This window comes from Variovorax paradoxus NBRC 15149, assembly GCF_001591365.1.
GTDB lineage: Bacteria > Pseudomonadota > Gammaproteobacteria > Burkholderiales > Burkholderiaceae_C > Variovorax > Variovorax paradoxus.
On record NZ_BCUT01000001.1, the window covers coordinates 286,483 to 307,321 of the forward strand.

Here is a 20,839-nt window from a genome sequence, read left to right on the forward strand (position 1 = left end):
TCGTTCCTGTTCAGTCCGCGAGATAGGGGTGGCGCATCATGATCGTGTGGTCGCGATCAGGGCTCGTGGAAACCATGTGGATCGGCACGCCCGTGATCTGCTCGATGCGCTGCAGGTAGAGCCGTGCATTCACGGGCAGCTTGTCGTACTGCGTGACGCCGACGGTGCTCTCGCTCCAGCCTTCGAGGGTCTCGTAGATGGGCGTGCAGCGCTCGATCTCGTCGGCGCCCATGGGCAGGATGTCGGTGGTCTCGCCGTCGAGCTCGTAGCCGGTGCACAGCTCGAGCTTCTCGAGCCCGTCGAGCACGTCGAGCTTGGTAATGCACAGGCCCGACAGGCCGTTGACCTGCGCCGAGCGCTTGAGCAGCGCGGCGTCGAACCAGCCGCAGCGGCGGCTGCGGCCCGTGGTGACGCCCTTTTCGGCGCCCACGGTGCTCATGTGGTAGCCCGGCGTGCCCGGCGTGGCCCAGTCGAGTTCGGTCGGGAACGGACCGCCGCCCACGCGCGTGCAGTAGGCCTTGGTGATGCCCAGGATGTAGTGCAGCATGCCCGGGCCCACGCCCGAGCCCGCGGCGGCATTGCCGGCCACGCAGTTGCTCGAGGTGACGTAGGGATAGGTGCCGTGGTCGACGTCGAGCAGCGTGCCCTGCGCGCCTTCGAACAGCAGGTTGGCGCCGGCCTTGTGCGCGTCGTTCAGCTCGCGCGACACGTCGGCCATCATCGGCTTGAGCAGCGCGGCATGGCGCATGGCTTCGTCGAAGACCAGGTCGAAGTCGATGGCGGGCGCGCCGAGCACCTGCGTCAGCACATGGTTGTGCAGGTCGAGCAGCACGCGCAGCTTGGTGGCGAAACGCTCGGGGTGCTTCAGGTCCTGCACGCGCAGCGCACGGCGCGCGATCTTGTCCTCGTAGGCCGGGCCGATGCCGCGGCCGGTGGTGCCGATCTTCTCGACGCCGCCTTTTTCGCGATACGTTTCCCGCGCGATGTCGAGCGCCGCGTGGAAAGGCAGGATCAGCGGGCAGGCCTCGCTGATGCGCAGGCGCGAACGCACTTCGACGCCGGCCTTTTCGAGCCCTTCGATTTCCTCGAACAGCTTGGCAGCCGAAAGCACCACGCCATTGCCGATATAGCACTTGACGCCGGGCCGCATGATGCCGCTCGGGATCAGGTGCAGCGCGGTCTTCACGCCGTTGATGACCAGCGTGTGGCCCGCGTTGTGGCCGCCCTGGAAGCGGACCACGCCCTGGGCGCTTTCCGTCAGCCAGTCGACCAGCTTGCCCTTGCCTTCATCGCCCCACTGGGTGCCGACGACGACCACGTTTCTTCCGGTGGTTACGCTCATGCTCGTTCCATTACTTCAAAAAATCAGAGGGCTCGGACTTGCCACTGCCCTGCGTGCTCGACGAGCTCGCGGTCGCAGTGGAATTCATCGATTTCGCTGCCGTGGCCCGGCAGTACGCAGACCACGATCTCGCCGGCCTTGCGCAGCCCGGCAATGGCCTCGCGCAGGCCGGCCGCGTCGCTCCAGGGCGCGCGGATGGCCGCGCGCAGCGGACGGGCCGGCAGCACGCCGACCAGTTCGCGCACGTCCAGGCTGAAGCCGACCGCCGGCCGGTTGCGGCCGAACACGGCGCCGACTTCGTCGTAGCGCCCGCCGCGCACCAGCGCATCGGCCGCGCCCGGCACGTAGATGCCGAAGCGCATGCCGCTGTAGTAGGCATAGCCGCGCAGGTCGGCCAGGTCGAAGCTGATCTGCCGCGCCGGATCGGCACCGAGGCTCGCGGCCAGCTGCTTCAATCCGGCCAGCGCCGCGCTCACGGCCGGCGTGCCCTTGAGGGCCTTGGCGGCCTCGTCGAGCACCGACGCATCGCCATACAGCTGGACCAGCGCGCGCAGGCCGTCGCGCGACGCGGCCGGGAAACTGCGCGTGAGCGCATGCAGCTCGCTCGCATCCTTGGCAACCAGCGCCGCGTGCACGCGCGCCAGCACGGCGGCGTCGACCGGCACGCCGGCGAACAGCGCCCGCACGATGCGCGCATCCGCCAGGTCGACGATCACGCCGTCGCTCAGGCCCGACGCATGCAGGCAGTCGAGCGCCAGCAGCAGCACTTCGGTGTCGGCCTCGAGCCCCGCATGGCCGTAGATCTCGGCCCCGAACTGCAGCGGCTCGCGCGTGGCATGCGGCCGATCGGGGCGGGTGTGCAGCACCGGTCCGCAGTAGCACAGCCGTGCCACGCCTTCGCGGTTCAGCAGGTGGGCGTCGATGCGCGCCACCTGGGGCGTGGTGTCGGCCCTCAGGCCCATGCTGCGGCCGGAGAGCTGGTCGACCAGCTTGAAGGTTTGGAGGTCGAGCGCCTCGCCGGTGCCGGACAGCAGCGACTCGAGGTGCTCGAGCAGCGGCGGCATCACCAGCTCGTAGCCATAGCCACGGGCGGTATCGAGCAGCTGGCGTCGAAGTTCTTCGATGTGGCGCGCCTCGGAAGGCAGCACATCGGCAATGTGATCCGGGAGGACCCAGGCGGACATGGGGATCGGGGGCGTGGTTAAACCGGGATTCTACCGGGCCGCGCTACCCCAGCAGCCAAAGAAGGGCCAAACCCAGCAAGATGCTGCAAAGTCCGAAGAAGCGCAGCTGGCCGTCGCGCAGCTGCATGAGCTGCCCGAAGCCGCGCCGCCACCCGCCCGGCGAGACGAAAGGCAGGATGCCCTCGATCACCAGGACCAGCGCCAGCGCACTCCAGAAGATTTCGGCGCTCACGGCGGCAGCCCGGCGCAGGATCAGCGGCGCGGAGGAGCGTTGCCTGCCGGCGTGCCCGAGCTCTGCATGGCCCGGAAGAAGTCCGACGACGGGTCGAGCACCATCACGTCGCTCTTCTTGTTGAAGCTTTGCTTGTAGGCCTCGAGGCTGCGATAGAACTGCGCGAACTGCGGGTCGCGGCCGAAGGCCTCGCTGTACGCAGCGGCAGCCTGGGCATCGCCCTCGCCCTTGATCTTCTGGGCATCGCGGTAGGCGTTCGCCACGATCACTTCGCGCTGGCGGTCGGCGTCGGCGCGGATCTTTTCACCTTCGGCCGTACCGGTCGAACGCAGTTCGTTGGCCACGCGCTTGCGCTCGGCCTCCATGCGGCGGTAGACCGATTCGGTGATGGCTTCCACATAGTCCACACGCGTGATGCGCACGTCGACCACGTCCACGCCCCAGGGCTTGGAGCCCTTCACCACGGCCAGCACTTCTCGCTGCACGTCGGCCATCAGCGCTTCGCGGCGCACCGAGATCAGGTCGCGCACGGTGCGCTTGTTGATGTTTTCCTGGAAGGCGTTGCGCACCACGCGGTTGAGCTGCGTGGCGCCCGCGTTTTCGTCGAGGCCGACGTTGCGGATGTAGGCCTGCGGATCGGTGATGCGCCAGCGCACGTACCAGTCGATCACCACGCGCTGCTTCTCGGCCGTGAGCATCGGCTCGGTGTCGAGGCTGGAGAGCGTAAGCAGCCGCTTGTCGATGTACGACACGTTCTGGAACGGCGGCGGCAGCTTGAAGTTGAGGCCCGGCTCGGTGATGACGCTCTTGATCTGGCCAAGGGCATAGACCACGCCGAACTGGCGCTGGTCGACCACGAAGAGGGTCGAGCTCAGCAGCACGAGCAAGACGAGGATCGACGAGGCGATGAATCCGATTCTGTTCATGTTCTTCCTGGCCTTTTCAACGCACGTCGCGATCACGCGAACGGCCATCGCGGGCGCGGCTCTCGCTCGATGGCGGCACCACCGGAATTACCGACGACTGGGCGGGCGCGGTACCCGCCACGCTGGGGCTGGCCGCATCGACCGGCGTTGCGGCCGGGTTGCTGCCGCTCAGCTGCATGAGCTTGTCCAGCGGCAGGTACAGCAGGTTGGAGCCTTGCTTGGTATCGACCAGTACCTTGGTGGTGCTGGCATAGATCTGCTGCATGGCGTCGGTGTACATGCGGTCGCGGGTGACCTGCGGCGCCTTCTGGTACTCGGCCAGCACCGCGCTGAAGCGGCCGGCATCGCCCTGTGCCTGTGCGACGATGCGCGCCTTGTAGGCTTCGGACTCTTCCTTGAGACGCGAGGACGTACCGGCGGCAAGCGGCACGACCTGGTTGGCATAGGCCTGCGCATCGTTCTTGGTGCGCTCGCGCTCCTGGCCGGCCTTGAGCACGTCGTCGAACGCGGCCTGCACCTGCTCGGGGGGACGCACTCCTCCCTGCTGCAGGTTGATGCCGACCACTTCGACACCGATCTTGTAGCGGTCGAGGATGGTTTGCATCAATTGCCGCACGCGCGGGGCGATCTGGTCGCGCTCCTCGGCCAGCGCGGCATCCATCTTCATCTTGCCGACCACCTCGCGCACGGAGCTCTCGGCCACCTGCACGATGGTTTCGGCCGGCGACTTGCTCTCGTAGAGCCAGGCCTGCGCATTGCTCAGGCGGTACTGCACGGCGAACTTGATTTCGACGATGTTCTCGTCTTCGGTCAGCATGGCCGATTCGCGCAGGCCGGTGGAGCGCACGATGGCGTCGCGGCCCACGTCGGTCGAGCGGATCTGCGTGACCACCACCACCTCGTGGCGCTGGATGGGATACGGCAGGCGCCAGTTGAAGCCGGCATTCACCGTCGTCTTGTAGCGGCCGAACTGCGTCACCACGGCCTGCTGGCCTTCGTTCACGATGAAGAAGCCGGTCCCGAGCCAGATGAGAACGGCCACCGCCGCCACCAAGCCGAGGCCGAAGCCGGCATTCTTCATGTCCGGTCGATAGCCGTTGCCGCCACCGCCATTGCCGCCGCCGGTGGGGCGATTGCCGCCGCCCTTGCCGCCGAAGAAGCCGCCCAGCTTGCGGTTGAGGTCGCGCCAGAGTTCATCGAGGTCGGGCGGGCCCTGGTTCGGGCCCTGGCCGCGGGGGCGGTTGCCGTTGCCGTTGTTGTTGCCCGAGGGCGGTGGCGTCGGGGCGCCCGGCGGGTCCGCGTCGGGAGGCCGGTTGCCGGTTGGGCGGTCGCCGTTGGACGACGGCTCGTCGCCACGGCCCCATCGGCCATCGTTCAGGTTGAACATGCCCAGAAACCCTCTCCACGCTGGCTTTGCATTCATTCGCTTCGTTCTCTTGTCAGTGGCGGGATTGTGCCCAATCAATTGGCGGTGTCGTGCAATTCAGTGTCGGCCTCTGGGGTCATCGTGTCGCCCAGTGAGCCCGACCGGCGGGCCAGCTCGGCGCGCAGCAGGGGCAGTCCCTCGCCGCTGCGGGCGCTGAGGAAGATGCGCGGAACCCGCACGCCGTCGATTTCCATGTCGTCCTGCAGATGCAGCGGGTGCTGCGCAGTTTCAAGGGCATCGAGCTTGTTGAACACCAGAAGCTGCGGAACGGTGTCGGCGCCGATGTCGCGGAGCACGGACTGCACCTCGGCCATCTGCTCCGGGTAGTGCGGATTGGAGGCATCGACCACGTGCAGCAGCAAGTCGGCATCGACGGCCTCCTGCAGCGTGGCCTTGAAGGCGTCGACCAGCCCGTGCGGCAGGTCGCGGATGAAGCCGACGGTGTCGGAAATCGAGACCTGCCTGCGGGCGTCGCCCAGGTAGAGGTTGCGCGTGGTGGTGTCGAGCGTGGCAAAGAGCTGGTCGGCCGCATACGCGCGAGCCTTGACCAGCGCATTGAACAGCGACGACTTGCCGGCGTTGGTGTAGCCCACGAGCGAGATGTTGAAGGTCTCGCGGCGCTCGCGCTGGCGGCGCTGCGTGCCGCGCTGCTTCTGCACCTTGGCCAGGCGCTCGCGCGTGCGCTTGATCGATTCGCTGATCATCCGGCGGTCGAGCTCGATCTGCTTTTCGCCGGGACCGCCGCGCACGCCGGCACCGCCCGTCTGGCGCTCCAGGTGGGACCAGCGGCGAACCAGGCGCGTGCTCAGGTACTGCAGGCGAGCCAGCTCGACCTGCAGCTTGCCCTCATGGGAGCGGGCGCGCTGGGCAAAGATCTCGAGGATGAGGAAGGTGCGGTCGTACACCGCCACGTCGAGCTGGCGCTCGAGGTTGCGCTGCTGCGCCGGGCTCAGCGACTGGTCGAAGATGACCTCGCTGGCCTGGTGCATGGCGGCCAGTTCCTTGATTTCTTCGGCCTTGCCGCTGCCAACGAAAAGTGCCGCGTCGGGCGCCTTGCGCTTGCAGACGAGGCGCGCGACAGGCGAAAGGCCCGCGGTCTGCGCGAGCAGGCCGAGTTCCTCGAGTTCGCTGTCGAAATGGGGCAGCCCGAAATCGACGCCGACGAGAACGGCGGCGCCTTCCTGGCGGGAGTTCAATTCAGACAAGCGGGATCAATATGGAAAAAGCGCGGCGGGGTTACCGCCGCGCTCCGCGCGATCAGGCTGCGGCGTCGTCGTTCTCGGCAGCCGAGAAGTTGACGGCACGACCTGGCACGATGGTGGAGATGGCGTGCTTGTAGACCATTTGCGTCACCGTGTTGCGAAGCAGCACGACATACTGGTCGAAAGACTCGATCTGGCCCTGCAGCTTGATACCGTTCACCAGGTAAATGGAGACCGGCACATGCTCGCGACGCAGGGTGTTCAGAAACGGGTCTTGTAGAAGTTGCCCTTTATTGCTCACGATATTCTCCGTGTTCAAGAGTAGTTGTTGGAGAGATGACCTTAACACAGGGTTTCTGCGCTGCAGCAATCAGGGTCAAAAGCCTTTGAAAAATAACGTCTCTCAAAAGGCGGAACTTTCGACCCGGCCATGGCTCATCGGCCGCCATCGGCAGCCAAGCGTGCTCATTCGTCCTTGTCCGCAAAGGGATTTTGCGAGCTTTTGAACTGGATGCGCAAGGGCGTGCCCACCAGATCGAACTCCTTGCGGAAGCGCCCTTCGAGAAAGCGCTTGTAGGCCTCGGTGACATGCTCCAGCGAATTGCCGTGGATGATGATCACCGGCGGATTCATGCCGCCCTGGTGCGCATAGCGCAGCTTGGGGCGGAACATGCCCGCGCGCTTGGGCGACTGGAACTGCACCGCCTCCAGCAGCAGCCGGGTCAGCACCGGCGTGGACATCTTCCGCGTGGCCGACTTGTGGGCCTGCGCAATGGCCTGCCACACCGGACCCAGGCCCTGGCGCTTGATGGCCGAGATGAAATGCAGCGATGCGAACTTGAGGAACGGCAGCCGGGTTTCGATCTGGCGCTGGATCTGCTCGCGCTGGTAGCTGTCGACCGCGTCCCACTTGTTGATGGCAATCACCACCGCGCGGCCGCTTTCGAGGATGTAGCCGGCGATGTGCGCGTCCTGGTCGGTCACGCCCTGCGTGGCATCGAGCAGCAGCAGCACGACGTTGGCCGACTCGATGGCCTGCAGCGTCTTGACCACCGAGAACTTCTCGATCGCCTCGAACACCTTGCCCTTGCGTCGCAGGCCGGCCGTGTCGATCAGCTCGAAGCGCTGGCCGTTGCGCTCGAACGGCACCGAGATGGCGTCGCGCGTGGTGCCCGGCAGGTCGAACGCCACCAGGCGCTCTTCACCGAGCCAGGTGTTGATCAGCGTGGACTTGCCGACGTTCGGCCGCCCGGCCACCGCCAGCTTGATGGGCTTGTTGACGTCGTCCTCGTCCGCCTCGTCGTCGGGGTCGGGCAGGTTCAGCGGCGCGAGCGCCAGCTCGACCAGGTCGCGCATGCCCTGCCCGTGCGCCGCGGACACGCCATGCACGTCGCCAAAGCCGAGTTCGTAGAAATCGACCAGCTTGGTGCCGTCGTGCATGCCTTCGGCCTTGTTGGCCGCCAGCACGCAGGGCTTGCCGAGCCGCCGCAGCTCGTTCGCAATGTCGTGGTCCTGCGCCGAAAGGCCTTCGCGGGCATCGACCACGAAGATCACGACATCGGCCTCGGCCACGGCCTGCCGCGTCTGCTTGGCCATTTCCTTGTAGATGCCGCTGCCCGCATCGGGCTCGAAGCCCCCGGTGTCGATCACGATGAACTCGTGCTTGCCCAGGCGGCCGTTGCCATAGTGGCGGTCGCGCGTGAGTCCGGCAAAGTCGGCGACGATGGCGTCGCGCGTCTGCGTGAGGCGGTTGAAGAGGGTCGACTTGCCGACGTTGGGCCGCCCGACCAGGGCCACGACCGGCTTCATGGCCGGCCTTTCAGGGGCGCGGTTTTCATGGTCGGGCCTTGCAAAGAGTTATTCAGGGCGATATCCAAACACACCGCCGTTGGCAGTCACCACCACCACCGTGTTGCCGGCCATCACCGGCGTGACGCCAATGGCGGAGCCATCGGGCGTGACGCGATTGAGCAGTGCGCCGTCTTCGCGCGAGACGAAGTGCAGCGTTCCGTTGTCCTCGCCGATCACCAGCGAACGGCCCACCGCGAGCGGCCCGGTCAGGACGCGGTTCTTGAACCGGGTCGACTGCCAGGCCCGCTCGCCGTCGGCGCGGCGCCAGGCCACGACGCTGCCGTCGGACTCGGTGCCGTAGACGAAGCCCTCGTCGCCGCTGACGCCCTCGGCGCCCACGGCAGGCTTGCTCCACAGCAGCTGGCCGCGCGCGGTGTCGACGCAGCCGACGTTGGCATAGTAGGCACGGGCGCACACGGTGTCGCCGACGCGGCTCACGCTGCCGGTCAGGTCGACCAGGCGCTCCACGTCGTTGGTGCCGCGCGGCGCCGCAATGGGCGCTTCCCAGCGCGAAGTGCCGTTGGCCGGGTTGATGCCGACCAGCCGGCCACCGATGCCCGAGATCAGCGTATCGCCCACGGCGATCAGCACGCCCGACTTCTTGAGCACGAGGTTTTCGGCCGTGCGCTGCTGCAGCCAGAGGCGGCGGCCGCTCTGGCCGTCCCAGGCGCTGATGCTGCGGTCGGCGGTCTGCACGAAGACGCGGCGGCCGGCCACCAGCGGCGCGGTGAAGGCCTGGGCCGAGAGCCGCTGCTTCCACAGGACCTTGCCGCCTTCGATGGCCACGAGTTCGTTGTCGGTGGTGACCACCGCGGCCAGCGAGCCGTCGCTGCCGACGCCGGCTGCGAGCTTGGCGCCCGCGTTCGCGCGCCAGGTTTCGCGGCCGGCACGGGCGTCGATGGCGACCACGGTGCCGTCGCTGCCGGCCACGGTGACGATGTCGCCGCTGACGTCGGTGGCCAGCGGGAAGCCCACGGCCGGGATGCGCACGCTCCAGGCCTGGCGCACGCCGAACAACGCGGGGTTGGCGGGCAGTTCGGCCGGCTTGGGCTTGCTGGTGCCCGAGCAGGCAGCCAGCATCGCGGCCAGAACAATGGCCGAACCTGCACGCAGGACGGACGACTCAGGCATGAAACGCTTGAAATTCATAGTGCGATCAGGAATTTTTGGGGGCTGCCGGCGTGACCGTGATCACGGGTGCCAGGCTCTTCGGATCGACGCCGGCGGCGTTGAGCTTGAATTCGACCAGGCGCCGGTAGTCGGACGCCGGGCCAAGGCCGGTCCAGGCCTTGCGGTATTCGGCCTGCGCTTCGGCGCGCTTGCCCTGGGCCATGTAGATGTCGCCCTTGCGGTCGGCCACGAGCGGCTCGAACTCCTTGGGCACGTCGCCGGAGAGCTGCTTGAGCGCTTCGTCGTACGACTTGCTGTCGAGCAGTTCGGCCGCCAGCCGCAGCTTGGCAACGGCCTTGTAGCCCGGATCGACCGCGCTTTGCGCCACCCAGCCGAGCGCGGCGCGCGAGGCCTCGGCGTTGCCCTTCTCATAGAGTGCCTTGGCGGCCAGGAGGCCCGCCTGCTGCGCGTAGGCGGTGCCGGCGAAGCGTTCCTTCATGTCGCCCAGCACGCGCTGGATGCGCTCCACGTCGCCGGACTGCGTGCTGCGCTCGACCTCGTCGTAGAGGGCCGCGGCCTGCGCCGCCTTGTTGCGCTGGAAATATTGCCAGCCGTTCCAGGCCACGAAGGCCCCGGCCACGAGCAACACCACCCAGGTGATCAGGGTGCCGTAGGTGTTCCAGAAATGCTTGAGCTGGTCGAGCTGTTCCTGTTCGTCGAGATCGAGATGGGTTGCCATGCGTATCAGATGTTGGGAGCCGGGGATTGTAGGGTGGCCGCCCAGGTGGGCACCTCGGCGAGCGACCGTGCCACCTGTTCGCCACCGCCCTCGCGCAGCGATTTGACCGTGACTTCGCCGCGCGACAGTTCGTCTTCGCCAAAGACCAGCGCATAGCGCGCTCCGCTCGCGTCGGCTTTCTTGAACTGCGCCTTCATGCTGCCGCCGCCCGCATGCTGCAGCACGCTCACGCCGGCGGCGCGCAGCTGCTCGAGCACGGCCATGACCTGCGGCAGCGCGGCGGCCGAGGGCACGATGGCGTAGGCCGCGGGCGCCGCGGCGGGGACCGGCAGGCGGAGTTCCTGGATCAGCAGCAGCAGCCGCTCGATGCCCAGGCCGAAGCCGACGGCCGGCGCAGGCTTGCCGCCCATCTGGCCGATGAGGCCGTCATAGCGCCCTCCCCCGCAGACGGTGCCCTGCGAACCGAGCTGGTCGGTGACCCATTCGAAGACGGTCAGGTTGTAATAGTCCATCCCGCGCACCAGGCGCGGGTTGACGCGGTAGGCCAGCCCTGCGGCATCGAGCACGGCGCGCACCGCATCGAAGTGCGCGCGCGACTCGTCGCCGAGGAAGTCCATCAGTTGGGGCGCGGCCTCCACCACGGCCTGCATGGCGGGATTCTTGGTATCGAGGATGCGCAGCGGATTGCTGTGCAGGCGCCGCTGCGCATCGGCATCGAGCACGCCGGCATGCGCCTCGAAATGGCGGATCAGCGCTTCGCGGTGCGCCTGGCGCTCGGCCGGCTGGCCCAGGCTGTTGATCTCCAGGCGCACGTGCTCGCCTTCGACCAGCCCGAGCTCGCGCCAGAGGGCCCGCACCATGAGGATCAGCTCGGCGTCCACGTCCGGGCCGGGAAAGCCCAGCGCCTCGACGTCGAGCTGGTGGAACTGGCGGTAGCGGCCCTTCTGGGGACGCTCGTGGCGGAACATCGGTCCCATCGTCCACAGGCGCAGCGGGCCGTTGTAGAGCGCGTTGTGCTCGACCATCGCACGCACGATGCCGGCGGTGGCCTCGGGGCGAAGCGTGAGCTTGTCGCCGTTCATTGCATCGGTGAAGGAGTACATCTCCTTCTCGACGATATCGGTCACCTCGCCCAGTCCGCGCACGAACAGCGCCGTGGGTTCGACCACCGGCGTCAGCATGTACTGGTAGCCGTAGCGGGCGAGGAGCCCGCGCACCGTCTGCTCGAACCACGACCAGAGGGCCGAATCGGGCAGGCGGTCGATGCGCGGCACGCTCGCCGGCAATATGTCGTTCATGCCTTTGACGGCATTGATCTTGTCAGCCATGGGAGAAAGTGGTCAGGCGACGTCGGCAGCCAGTTGCTGGCCGAAGCGCTTTTGAATGTAGTTTTCGACGAGCTGGTGAAACTCGTTGGCGATATTGTCGCCGCGCAGCGTGAGTGCCTTTTCGCCGTCGATGAAGACCGGGGCGGCGGGCGCCTCGCCGGTGCCGGGCAGGCTGATGCCGATGTCGGCGTGCTTGCTCTCGCCGGGGCCGTTGACGATGCAACCCATCACGGCCACCTTCAGCTTCTCGACGCCCGGGTACTTCTTGCGCCAGACCGGCATCTGCAGGCGCAGGTAGTCGTCGATCTGCTTGGCCAGTTCCTGGAAGGTGGTGCTGGTGGTGCGGCCGCAGCCCGGGCAGGCGGTGACGCTCGGCACGAACACGCGCAGGCCCAGCGCCTGCAGGATCTCGTTGGCGATCAGCACTTCCTGCGTGCGTGACTCGCCCGGCTGCGGCGTGAGCGACACGCGGATGGTGTCGCCGATGCCCTCCTGCAGCAGGATGGAAAGCGCCGTGGCCGACGCCACCGTGCCCTTGGTGCCCATGCCGGCTTCGGTGAGCCCCAGGTGCAGCGGATAGTCGCAGCGCCTGGCGAGTTCGCGGTAGACCGAGATCAGGTCCTGCACGCCGCTCACCTTGCACGACAGGATGACCTGGTTGCCAGCCATGCCCATCGATTCGGCGAGCTTGGCGGATTCGATGGCCGAGGTGATGAGCGCCTCGTACATCACCTGCTTGGCATCCCACGGCTCGGCGCGCTGGCTGTTGGTGTCCATCAGGCTGGCCAGCAGTTCCTGGTCGAGGCTGCCCCAGTTGACACCGATGCGCACCGGCTTGTTCCAGCGCATGGCTGCATCGATCATCTGGCCGAACTGGCGGTCGCGCTTGTCGCCCTTGCCCACGTTGCCGGGATTGATGCGGTACTTGCTCAGCGCCTCGGCGCAGGCCGGATAGTCGGTGAGCAGGCGGTGGCCGTTGTAGTGGAAGTCGCCGATCAGCGGCACGTCGATGCCCATGCGGTCGAGCTGCTCGCGGATGTACGGCACCTGGGCCGCCGCCTCCGGCGTGTTGACGGTGATGCGCACCATCTCCGAACCGGCAATGGCAAGCTCCTTCACCTGGATGGCCGTGCCGACGGCATCGACGGTGTCGGTGTTGGTCATGGACTGCACCCGCACGGGCGCATCGCCGCCCACCGTCACGGTGCGTGGCCCCCAGACCACCTGGGCCTGGCGCGAACGGCGCGCCTTGGGCGCCGCCGATTCGATGGGTTGGGGAGTGCAGTCGGTCACGGTTTCACCTCGAAACGCGCCACGCCGCCGCCGCGCGTGACAGGCTTCAGATCGTAGGGCTTTCCGTGCACCTGCACATCGACCGCCGAAGCGCGCCCCACCACCACCGACAGCGGCAGCGTTCCCGACAATGCCACCGTTTCGCCGGCCTGCAGGCTGCGGCGCAGCAGCTGCTTGCCGCCGGCTTCGGTAACGGTGATCCAGCATTCCTCGCGCGCGACGAAGACCAGCTGCTGGCTGCCGGCAGGTGCCGCAGCAACAGCAGCAGGCGAAGCCGCCGCCGCAGCGGGCGCGCTGCCCGCCGGCGGGGCTGCCGCGGGGGGCGTGCCCAGCGCCGCGGGTGCAGCCGAGGTTGGGGGGGCCACCGGCGACACCGGCGCACTCTCGACCACGACGGACGATCCGCCAGGAGCCGGCGCAGCCGCTGGCGCTTCCGCCACCGAAGCGGTGTCGCCATCGCCACGCGATGTCCAGCGCGACACCGAGGCCCCGACCTGGTCGAACACCGACTGGGGCAGCCAGAACAGCACGGCCGCGCCGACCAGCAGCAGTCCCACCACCGTGAGCAGCGCGCGCGACGGCAGCCCGCTGGAGCGCCCGCCATTCCAGCGCGGCGTTCCGGAAACGATGTTGCTCTTGAGCGTACGGTCGGCCAGTGCGAGCGCTGCGCGCTGCGCCCCCGGCAGCTTTGCGAGCACCGGAGCGGGATCGATGCGCAGGGCGCGGCAGACACTGCTGGCCAGGGCCCGCGCAAAGACCGGGTCGGGCAGCGAAGCGATGTCGTCCGCCTCGAGCGCAATGAGCTTCTGCGGCGGCACCTTGAGCGCCGCGGCCACCATTTCGATGTGCAGGCCGTGCGCCTCGCGCGCTTCGCGGAGCATGTCGCCGGCTGTCTTGTGCGTGATGTCGCCTTCCTCGAGCGGCAGTGCCGCGGAAGTGCCGAACTCCGAAACCCGTTCAGTCATTGAAATTCCCGCGCTCGTACGCTATTGCCTCCCGGGACTGCGGGAAGCGCCGTTGCAGTTGCCCTCCCAACTGCGCCACTGCTTCGCGGTTGTTGAGCCGTCGTTCGATCTTGATGCCCAGCCAGAGCGTCTCGGCGCTGGCCGAAGGGCTGTTGTTGACGCGGCGGATGTAGAACTGCGCACGCGACCACTCTTCGCGCTGCGCCAGCAGCGAAGCCAGGTTGAATCCGACCACCGGGTTTCCGGCGTCGATCTCGTAGGCCTTCATGAGGCTGCGCTCCGCCTCGGCACGCTGGCCTGCCCTGAGCTGGCAGACGCCCTGCGTCATGAGCGTCTTGGCATGGTCGGTATAGCTCGGCACCGCCAGTGCCTCGGTGAACTGCTGGGTGGCATCGCCATAGCGGTTCTGCTGGCACAGCAGCCAGCCGTAGTTGTGCCGCACATTGGGATCGCGCGGATTGATGGCAATGGCGCGGCGGAAGCTGTCTTCCGCCAGGCCCGCGTCTTCGAGCCGCATGTAGACCAGGCCGCGCAGGTTGTAGGCATCCGCGTTGTTGGGATCGGCGGCCAGCGCCTGCTTGATCTCGTCGAGCGCGACGGTGGTCTGGCCCTGCTCGAAGTAGCCCGAGGCGAGCTCCATGCGCAGGCGCGCGCGGCGCTGCCGGCTGCTTTCGTCGGACTCGGTCACGATCTCCGCGCCCTTGCTCGACGAACTGGTGTCGGCCAGGCTGGTGGTGGTGGTTCGCGTGTTGACGCAGCCCGCGAGCAGAAACGCCACGGCGACGCCGCCAAAGCCTGCAGCCACCAGCCGCTGCGCGCTTGCGGTCGTCATCGGAAAGGCCATCCTCATTAGGTCAATGCTCCTGGGGGGCGGTCTTGCGAACCGGATGCAGAACAACGGTGCGCTCGCCCACACGGCGCTGCGCCATGCGTTCGGCCGCGCGGGTACGGTCCTTGACGTCGCCGGCCAGCTGTCCGCAGGCCGCATCGATGTCGTCGCCGCGCGTCTTGCGCACGGTGGTCACGAGGCCGGCCTCGCTCAGTGCCTTGGCAAAGGCCAGCACCCGCGGCTGCGGCGAACGCAAGAGGCCCGAGGCCGGAAACGGATTGAACGGAATCAGGTTGAACTTGCACGACACGCCATGGGTGCGAACGAGTTCAACCAGCTGCCGCGCATGCTCGGGCTGGTCGTTGACGCCATCGAGCATGCAGTACTCGAAGGTGATGAAGTCGCGCGGCGCATGCGCCAGGTAGCGCTTGCAGGCCTCGAGCAGCTCGGCAATCGGGTACTTGCGGTTGAGCGGCACGAGGTCGTCGCGCAGCGCATCGTTGGGCGCATGCAGTGACACGGCCATCGCCACCGGGCAGTCAGTGCCCAGGCGGTCGATCATCGGAACCACGCCGGACGTCGACACGGTCACGCGGCGGCGCGACAGGCCGTAGGCGTTGTCGTCGAGCATGGTGCGCAGCGCCGGCACCAGCGCGGTGTAGTTCTGCAGCGGCTCGCCCATGCCCATCATCACCACGTTGGAGATGACGCGCTCGTCGCGTTTCAGGTGCTTGCGCAGGAAGTGTTCGGCAAACCAGAGCTGGGCGACGATCTCGCCCGTGCTCAGGTTGCGGCTGAAGCCCTGGTGCCCCGTGGAGCAGAAGCGGCAACCCACGGCGCAGCCGGCCTGGGACGACACACACAGCGTGCCGCGGTCGTCTTCGGGAATGAATACGGCTTCGACGGCATTGCCGTCGCCGACGTCGAACAGCCACTTGATCGTGCCGTCCTTGGATTCGTGCTGCGTGATGACCGGCAGGGCCTCGACGCGAGCGGTGGTGGCGAGCTTCTCGCGCAGCGACTTGGCCAGATCGGTCATCTGGCCGAAGTCGCTGGCGCCACGCTGGTGGATCCAGCGGAACAGCTGCGTGGCGCGGAATCGTTTCTCGCCGAGCTTTTCGCAGAACGCAGCCAGCCCCTCGAGATCGAATTCGAGCAGGTTGGCCGTGGTCATGAAATCAGCTGGCGTGCGGCTTCAGCGCGCGTAGACGTTGAGGCCGGCGAAGAAGAACGCCACTTCGTTGGCGGCGGTTTCGGGGGCGTCCGAACCGTGCACGGCGTTGGCATCGATGCTGTCGGCGAAGTCGGCGCGGATGGTGCCCGGGGCCGCCTTCTTGGGGTCCGTGGCGCCCATCAGGTCGCGGTTCTTGGCGATGGCGTTCTCGCCTTCGAGCACTTGCACGAACACCGGGCCGGAGATCATGAAATCGACCAGGTCCTTGAAGAACGGACGTTCCTTGTGGACCGAGTAGAACTGCTCGGCTTCGTTGCGCGACAGATGCACGAGCTTGGCGGCAACGATCTTGAGGCCGGCAGCTTCGAAGCGGGAAACGATCTTGCCGATGACGTTCTTGGCGACGGCGTCGGGCTTGATGATGGAAAGGGTACGTTCGATAGCCATTGAAGTGCTTCCTGAGCTTTGATTTTGAAGTGATTTGTCACAACTGCAACGAATATGTTGCATCGTAAGTCGACAAAGCCTCTGATTTTAACCGGCGCAGCCCCCGGGATTGGTGAAAACCCCGCGAAAGGCTGCGCTGGAGAGCTGGCTTTCAGCGCCCGCGGCGCCGGTTTCCGCCGGGGCCGCCCTGGCCGCCGAAGCCACCGCCGCCGCCCGGGCCGCCGCCGCGGCGCCCCGGACCCTGCCGCTGCTCCTTGCGCTGGCGCGAGAAGCTGTCGGCGCCGATGTAGCCGAGCGAGGTCTTCATCGGATCGGGCTGGTTCGCGCCGCTCGGCGGACGCTCCTCGCCCTGGCGGTTGCCGCGGTTGTTGTTGCTGTTGCCGCGGCGCCCCTGCGGCGGCATGCCAGCGTTGCCGCCGCCACCGCCACCGCCGCGGTTGCCACGCCCGCCGCGCTCGCCGCGCGGCGGGCGGCCGTCGCCGAGCGGATTGGGAATGGGCGCCTCGCGGCCGTCGTCGCGCATGTCGCGCGGCTGCTGCTGTCCGCCGCCGGCGTTGCGATTGCCGCGCCGCTTCTTGTTGCGTCCGTTGCGACCGCCGCCGGCACCTTCCTGCCCCGGCCCGCGCTGCTGCTGCTGCGGCGGACGCGGCGCGCCGCCGCCCGAGGCCTGGAACAGCGCGTTGATGTCGCGCTCGTCGAGTTCCATCCAGGCGCCGCGCTTCAAGCCGCGCGGCAGCACCATGGCGCCGTAGCGGATGCGGATCAGCCGGCTGACCGCATGGCCCACCGATTCGAACAGGCGCCGCACTTCGCGGTTGCGGCCTTCGGAGATGGTGACGCGGTACCAGTGGTTGGAGCCCTCGCCGCCGCCCTCCTCGATGGTGCCGAACTGGGCCATGCCGTCGTCGAGGCGAACGCCTTCGAGCAGCTTCTTCTTTTCCTCGGCATTGAGCGCGCCGAGCACGCGCACGGCGTATTCGCGCTCCAGGCCGAAGCGCGGATGCATCAGCTGGTTGGCCAGGTCGCCGGAGCTGCTGAACAGCAGCAGGCCCTCGGTGTTCAGGTCGAGCCGGCCGACCGATTGCCACTTGCCCTGCTGCAGGCGCGGCAGCTTGCGGAACACCGTGGGCCGGTTCTGCGGATCGTCGTGCGTCACGACCTCGCCCACCGGCTTGTGGTAGGCAATCACGCGCGGCGGCGGCGGCGCGATGCGGTAGCGGATCGGCTTGCCGTTGATCTTGACCTGGTCGCCATACTGGATGCGCTGGCCGATGTGGGCCGGCTCGTTGTTCACCGAGATGCGGCCCTGCAGAATGAGCGCTTCCATTTCGAGCCGCGAGCCCAGGCCCGCCTGCGCCAGCACCTTGTGCAGCTTGGGCGAGTCGGCTTCCGGCAGCAGCACGCGCTTGAGGGGCGGGACTTCGGGGCTCTCTTCGTCGGCATCGAACTGGCCCGAGATGACGTCCGCGAAGCGGATCGGCTCGGGCGGCGGTGCGTTGCGCTGCTCGCGCTCGGCGGCGCGGCGTGCGCGGTCGAGATCGTCCTCTTCCTCGTCGGGCTCTTCTTCCTCTTCATCCTCTTCTTCATCGTCGTAGGAGGAGGAAGCGCGCGCATTCTCTTCGGCGCGTTCGACGGATGTGGCTGGCGCAGCGGCGGCGGCGGGTTCGTCGGCGACTGGTGCGGCGGCGGGCGCTGCATCGGACACCTGGGCCACGGGTTCGGAAGCTTCAGTTGCCGCGGCGGGTGCGGCAGGTGCTGCTGCGGGCTCGCCCTCCCCGGCCGCCGGCTCCACCACCTTCTTGCGGCGTGGGGCACGCGGCTTCTTCGGCGCCTCGCCCTCGGCCGCGGCCGCCGCGGGCACGCCCGCTTCGGCTTCGGCAGACGGGCCGGACACGGCCGCTTTCGCCTTCTTTTTCTTGGATTCGGGCTGGGCCGGCACGATTGCCGCGTCGTCGATGTCGGAGGAGCTCATGAGGTTTTTCCGGGGGGAACAGCGTGGGGATCGGTCTCGTCGGGCGACGGGGGTTCGGTTTCGAGCTCGACGGATGGCTCGGCTTCCGTGGGGGCCGGAATGTCGGCGGGCTCCTCGGGAGCCGCCGCGTCCTCGGCGAATTGCGCAGCGGCGGCTTCGACGGCTTCTGGAGCCTCGGCGGCGGCCAGCTCGTCGGGCGCGCCCGTTTCCGAGTCTGCCTCCGGCATGGCCGAGGCATCGGCGTCGGATTCGGTCGGCACGTCCATCGGCAGCCCGGGCTGATCGCCCGATGCCTGGTCGAGCGCGTCGACCAGCGCCGCCTGCTGGGCCGGCGTTTCGATCAGCGGCAGCTGGTCGAGCGATGCAAGGCCGAGGTCGTCGAGGAACTGCCGCGTGGTGGCGTACAGCGCCGGCCGGCCGACGGTTTCGCGGTGGCCGATGACCTCGACCCAGCCGCGGTCCTCGAGCTGCTTGAGGATGAGGGAATTGATGGTGACGCCGCGGATGTCTTCCATGTCGCCGCGCGTGACCGGCTGGCGATAGGCAATGATGGCCAGGGTCTCGAGGGCGGCGCGGGTGTAGCGCGGCGGCTTCTCGGGATGCAGGCGGTCGAGGTGGTCGCGCATCTCGGGCCGGCTCTGGAAGCGCCAGCCGCTGGCAACGTTCACCAGTTCCAGGCCGCGCTGCGCCCAGTCTTCCTGCAGTTCGAGCAACAGCACCTTGATGGTGTCCACGCCCAGCTCGTCGTCGAACAGCACGCGCATGTCGCGCACTGGCAGCGGCTGGCTCGAACAGATCAAGGCGGTTTCGAGAATGCGCTTGGCATCCGCCGTATTCATGGTTTGCGTTATCCGGGAAAAGGCGTCTCGGGGACGCTTGTTCAGAAGGATGAAAGAAGGCGCTGCCGGCACGCGGCGAGTGCAACGCAAGGCCGGCATCGGGGTGGCCGGCGCGGCCCTCGGGCCGTCAGGCGCGATTGTAATCCAGCCCCAGGGCCTGGAACGCCTGAACCAGGTCGGCCGGCGGAAGTGAACGCAGTTCCAGCGCGGCTTGCGTGACGGGATGCACGAAAGCGAGCCTGAAGGCGTGCAGCGCCTGCCGCCCCAGCCCCGCGGCCGGCGCTCCGCCGTAGAGCGCATCGCCAACGAGCGGATGCCCGATCGACGCCATGTGCACGCGGATCTGGTGCGTGCGGCCCGTTTCGAGCGTGCACCGCACGGCACAAGCCTGCGCGTTGCTGTCCAGGCGCTCGATGAGCGTGCGTGCCGTCTTGCCGGCATGGCGCTCGAGGTCGACCACGGCCATGCGCAAACGGTTGCGCGGATCGCGGCCGATGGGCGCGTCGACCTGCCGGGCTGCGGCGCCGGCCCAGGGCTTGTGTCCGAGCGCGAGGTATTGCCGCTTGACTTCGCGCGCGGCGATCAGCGCCACCATGGCATCCATCGCGGCCCGGGTGCGCGCCACGACCATGAGCCCGCTGGTGTCGCGGTCGAGCCGGTGCACGATGCCCGCGCGCGGCAGCAGCGCGGCCTTGGGGTCGAGCGCGAGCAGGCCGTTCAGCAGCGTGCCGCTCCAGTGGCCCGGCGCCGGATGCACCACCAGGCCGGCCGGCTTGTCGATGATGCGCAGGTGCTCGTCCTCGTGCACCGTGACGATGTCCATCGGCTCGGGCCGGAAGGCCTGGCTCTGGGGCGTCGGCCGCAGCTCGATATGGCCGGTCTGCCCTGCGCGCACGGTGGCGGAAGCCTTCAGCAGGGTGCGCCCCTGCAGCTCCACGGCGCCGGCTTCGATCAGCTGTTGCAGATAGTTGCGAGAAAATTCCGGCACCAGGGCGGCCAGCGCGCGGTCCAGCCGCTGGCCATGCTCGGCCGGGCCCACAGTGAAGGGCCGCAGTTCGCTGGATTCGACCGGGTCGGCGCCCTCGTCGGCCTCGGCGGCGTCGGGGACCATGTCCAGGGGGTCGGTCGATATAATTGAGGGCAACTGTTTCACGAAAGCCGTATGTGATGTTTCGCGCCAAATTATCGGTCCCCTCCTGGATCGCCCTCAGCGCGGCAGCGCTGCTTGCAGCCGGCTGCTCCTCCACCTCCGTCGACAAGACCGCCAACTGGAGCCCCAACCGCATCTACGCCGAGGCCAAGGACGAAGTGGGCTCCGGCGCCTACGACAAGGCCGTGCCGCTGTACGAGAAGCTCGAAGGCCGCGCCGCCGGCACGCCGCTCGCGCAGCAGGCCCAGCTCGAGAAGGCCTACGCCCAGTACAAGTCCGGCGAGAAGGCCAATGCCATCGCCACCATCGACCGCTTCCTGAAGCTGCATCCGGCCAGCCCGGCGATCGACTACGCGCTCTACCTCAAGGGCGTGATCAACTTCAACGACGACCTCGGCATGTTCGCGTTCCTGACGCGCCAGGACCTGTCCGAGCGCGACCAGAAGGCCGCCAAGGAATCGTTCGAGTCGTTCAAGGAACTGGCAACGCGCTTCCCCGAGTCGCGCTACGCGCCCGACGCGCGCCAGCGCATGAACTACATCGTGAACTCGCTCGCGCAGTACGAAGTGCACGTGGCGCGCTACTACTACTCGCGCGGCGCCTATCTGGCGGCCATCAACCGCGCGCAGCTCGCGCTGTCCGACTACCGCGAAGTGCCCGCGCTCGAAGAAGCCCTGTACATCATCGTGCGCTCCTACGATGCGCTCGGCATGAAGGACCTGCGCGACGACGCCCAGCGCGTGCTGACCACCAACTATCCGCACAGCGAGTACCTCGCGCGCGGCTTCAAGGGCAAGGACGATCCGTGGTGGAAGGTCTGGTAATCCGCT

Annotated in this window: 20 protein-coding genes; 1 reads left to right on the forward strand and 19 read right to left on the reverse strand. The window is 67.8% G+C overall.

What is annotated here, in order from left to right:
- Nucleotides 1–10: 10 nt before the first annotated feature.
- From VPA02S_RS01355 to VPA02S_RS01445, 19 genes are all read right to left on the reverse strand, one after another.
- Nucleotides 11–1,342: an adenylosuccinate synthase gene (locus VPA02S_RS01355; RefSeq protein ID WP_012747317.1), complete on the reverse strand. Its 1,332-nt coding sequence runs from the start codon at nt 1,340–1,342 to the stop codon at nt 11–13.
- A 23-nt stretch (nt 1,343–1,365) separates the two neighbouring features.
- Nucleotides 1,366–2,526 (reverse strand): ATP phosphoribosyltransferase regulatory subunit, encoded by a 1,161-nt coding sequence (locus VPA02S_RS01360; RefSeq protein ID WP_012747316.1) that lies wholly within the window; start codon nt 2,524–2,526, stop codon nt 1,366–1,368.
- Nucleotides 2,527–2,569: 43 nt separating this feature from the next.
- Nucleotides 2,570–2,758, reverse strand: a complete 189-nt coding sequence (locus VPA02S_RS01365) for a DUF2065 domain-containing protein (protein ID WP_012747315.1) — start codon at nt 2,756–2,758, stop codon at nt 2,570–2,572.
- Between the two features lie 20 nt (nt 2,759–2,778).
- Nucleotides 2,779–3,684, reverse strand: coding sequence for a protease modulator HflC (gene hflC / locus VPA02S_RS01370; protein ID WP_012747314.1), 906 nt, complete (start codon nt 3,682–3,684; stop codon nt 2,779–2,781).
- Nucleotides 3,685–3,700: 16 nt separating this feature from the next.
- Complete coding sequence (gene hflK / locus VPA02S_RS01375) at nt 3,701–5,071, reverse strand: FtsH protease activity modulator HflK (protein WP_018902782.1); 1,371 nt, start codon at nt 5,069–5,071, stop codon at nt 3,701–3,703.
- A 74-nt stretch (nt 5,072–5,145) separates the two neighbouring features.
- On the reverse strand, nt 5,146–6,315 hold the full coding sequence (gene hflX, locus VPA02S_RS01380) for a GTPase HflX (RefSeq protein ID WP_018902783.1): 1,170 nt from the start codon (nt 6,313–6,315) through the stop codon (nt 5,146–5,148).
- Nucleotides 6,316–6,367: 52 nt separating this feature from the next.
- On the reverse strand, nt 6,368–6,613 hold the full coding sequence (hfq, locus tag VPA02S_RS01385) for an RNA chaperone Hfq (RefSeq protein ID WP_012747311.1): 246 nt from the start codon (nt 6,611–6,613) through the stop codon (nt 6,368–6,370).
- 164 nt (nt 6,614–6,777) lie between these two features.
- A complete protein-coding gene (gene der / locus VPA02S_RS01390) occupies nt 6,778–8,121 on the reverse strand; it encodes a ribosome biogenesis GTPase Der (protein ID WP_062361604.1) in 1,344 nt (447 codons plus the stop codon).
- 48 nt (nt 8,122–8,169) lie between these two features.
- Entirely contained in the window at nt 8,170–9,312 is a 1,143-nt protein-coding gene (bamB, locus tag VPA02S_RS01395) for an outer membrane protein assembly factor BamB (protein WP_062361606.1), read from the reverse strand.
- 7 nt (nt 9,313–9,319) lie between these two features.
- Nucleotides 9,320–10,012, reverse strand: coding sequence for a YfgM family protein (locus VPA02S_RS01400; protein ID WP_012747308.1), 693 nt, complete (start codon nt 10,010–10,012; stop codon nt 9,320–9,322).
- A 5-nt stretch (nt 10,013–10,017) separates the two neighbouring features.
- Nucleotides 10,018–11,340: a histidine--tRNA ligase gene (hisS, locus tag VPA02S_RS01405; RefSeq protein ID WP_062361609.1), complete on the reverse strand. Its 1,323-nt coding sequence runs from the start codon at nt 11,338–11,340 to the stop codon at nt 10,018–10,020.
- 12 nt (nt 11,341–11,352) lie between these two features.
- Complete coding sequence (gene ispG / locus VPA02S_RS01410) at nt 11,353–12,633, reverse strand: flavodoxin-dependent (E)-4-hydroxy-3-methylbut-2-enyl-diphosphate synthase (RefSeq protein ID WP_062361611.1); 1,281 nt, start codon at nt 12,631–12,633, stop codon at nt 11,353–11,355.
- Nucleotides 12,630–13,598: a helix-turn-helix domain-containing protein gene (locus VPA02S_RS01415; RefSeq protein WP_062361614.1), complete on the reverse strand. Its 969-nt coding sequence runs from the start codon at nt 13,596–13,598 to the stop codon at nt 12,630–12,632. The genes ispG and VPA02S_RS01415 overlap by 4 nt, the downstream gene beginning before the upstream one ends.
- The gene (pilW, locus tag VPA02S_RS01420; protein ID WP_012747304.1) at nt 13,591–14,448 is read right to left on the reverse strand and encodes a type IV pilus biogenesis/stability protein PilW; all 858 of its coding nucleotides are present in this window, start codon (nt 14,446–14,448) and stop codon (nt 13,591–13,593) included. The genes VPA02S_RS01415 and pilW overlap by 8 nt, the downstream gene beginning before the upstream one ends.
- 4 nt (nt 14,449–14,452) lie before the next feature.
- Nucleotides 14,453–15,601, reverse strand: a complete 1,149-nt coding sequence (gene rlmN, locus VPA02S_RS01425; RefSeq protein WP_062361617.1) for a dual-specificity RNA methyltransferase RlmN — start codon at nt 15,599–15,601, stop codon at nt 14,453–14,455.
- Nucleotides 15,602–15,622: 21 nt separating this feature from the next.
- Entirely contained in the window at nt 15,623–16,048 is a 426-nt protein-coding gene (ndk, locus tag VPA02S_RS01430) for a nucleoside-diphosphate kinase (protein ID WP_012747302.1), read from the reverse strand.
- A 151-nt stretch (nt 16,049–16,199) separates the two neighbouring features.
- The gene (locus tag VPA02S_RS01435; protein ID WP_062361619.1) at nt 16,200–18,020 is read right to left on the reverse strand and encodes a pseudouridine synthase; all 1,821 of its coding nucleotides are present in this window, start codon (nt 18,018–18,020) and stop codon (nt 16,200–16,202) included.
- Nucleotides 18,017–18,859, reverse strand: coding sequence for an SMC-Scp complex subunit ScpB (scpB, locus tag VPA02S_RS01440; RefSeq protein WP_062361621.1), 843 nt, complete (start codon nt 18,857–18,859; stop codon nt 18,017–18,019). The genes VPA02S_RS01435 and scpB overlap by 4 nt, the downstream gene beginning before the upstream one ends.
- A 127-nt stretch (nt 18,860–18,986) precedes the next feature.
- Nucleotides 18,987–19,970: an RluA family pseudouridine synthase gene (locus VPA02S_RS01445; RefSeq protein WP_081247469.1), complete on the reverse strand. Its 984-nt coding sequence runs from the start codon at nt 19,968–19,970 to the stop codon at nt 18,987–18,989.
- Nucleotides 19,971–20,026: 56 nt separating this feature from the next.
- Between VPA02S_RS01445 and VPA02S_RS01450 the strand changes: the two genes are divergently transcribed.
- A complete protein-coding gene (locus tag VPA02S_RS01450) occupies nt 20,027–20,833 on the forward strand; it encodes an outer membrane protein assembly factor BamD (RefSeq protein WP_012747298.1) in 807 nt (268 codons plus the stop codon).
- Nucleotides 20,834–20,839 lie beyond the last annotated feature (6 nt).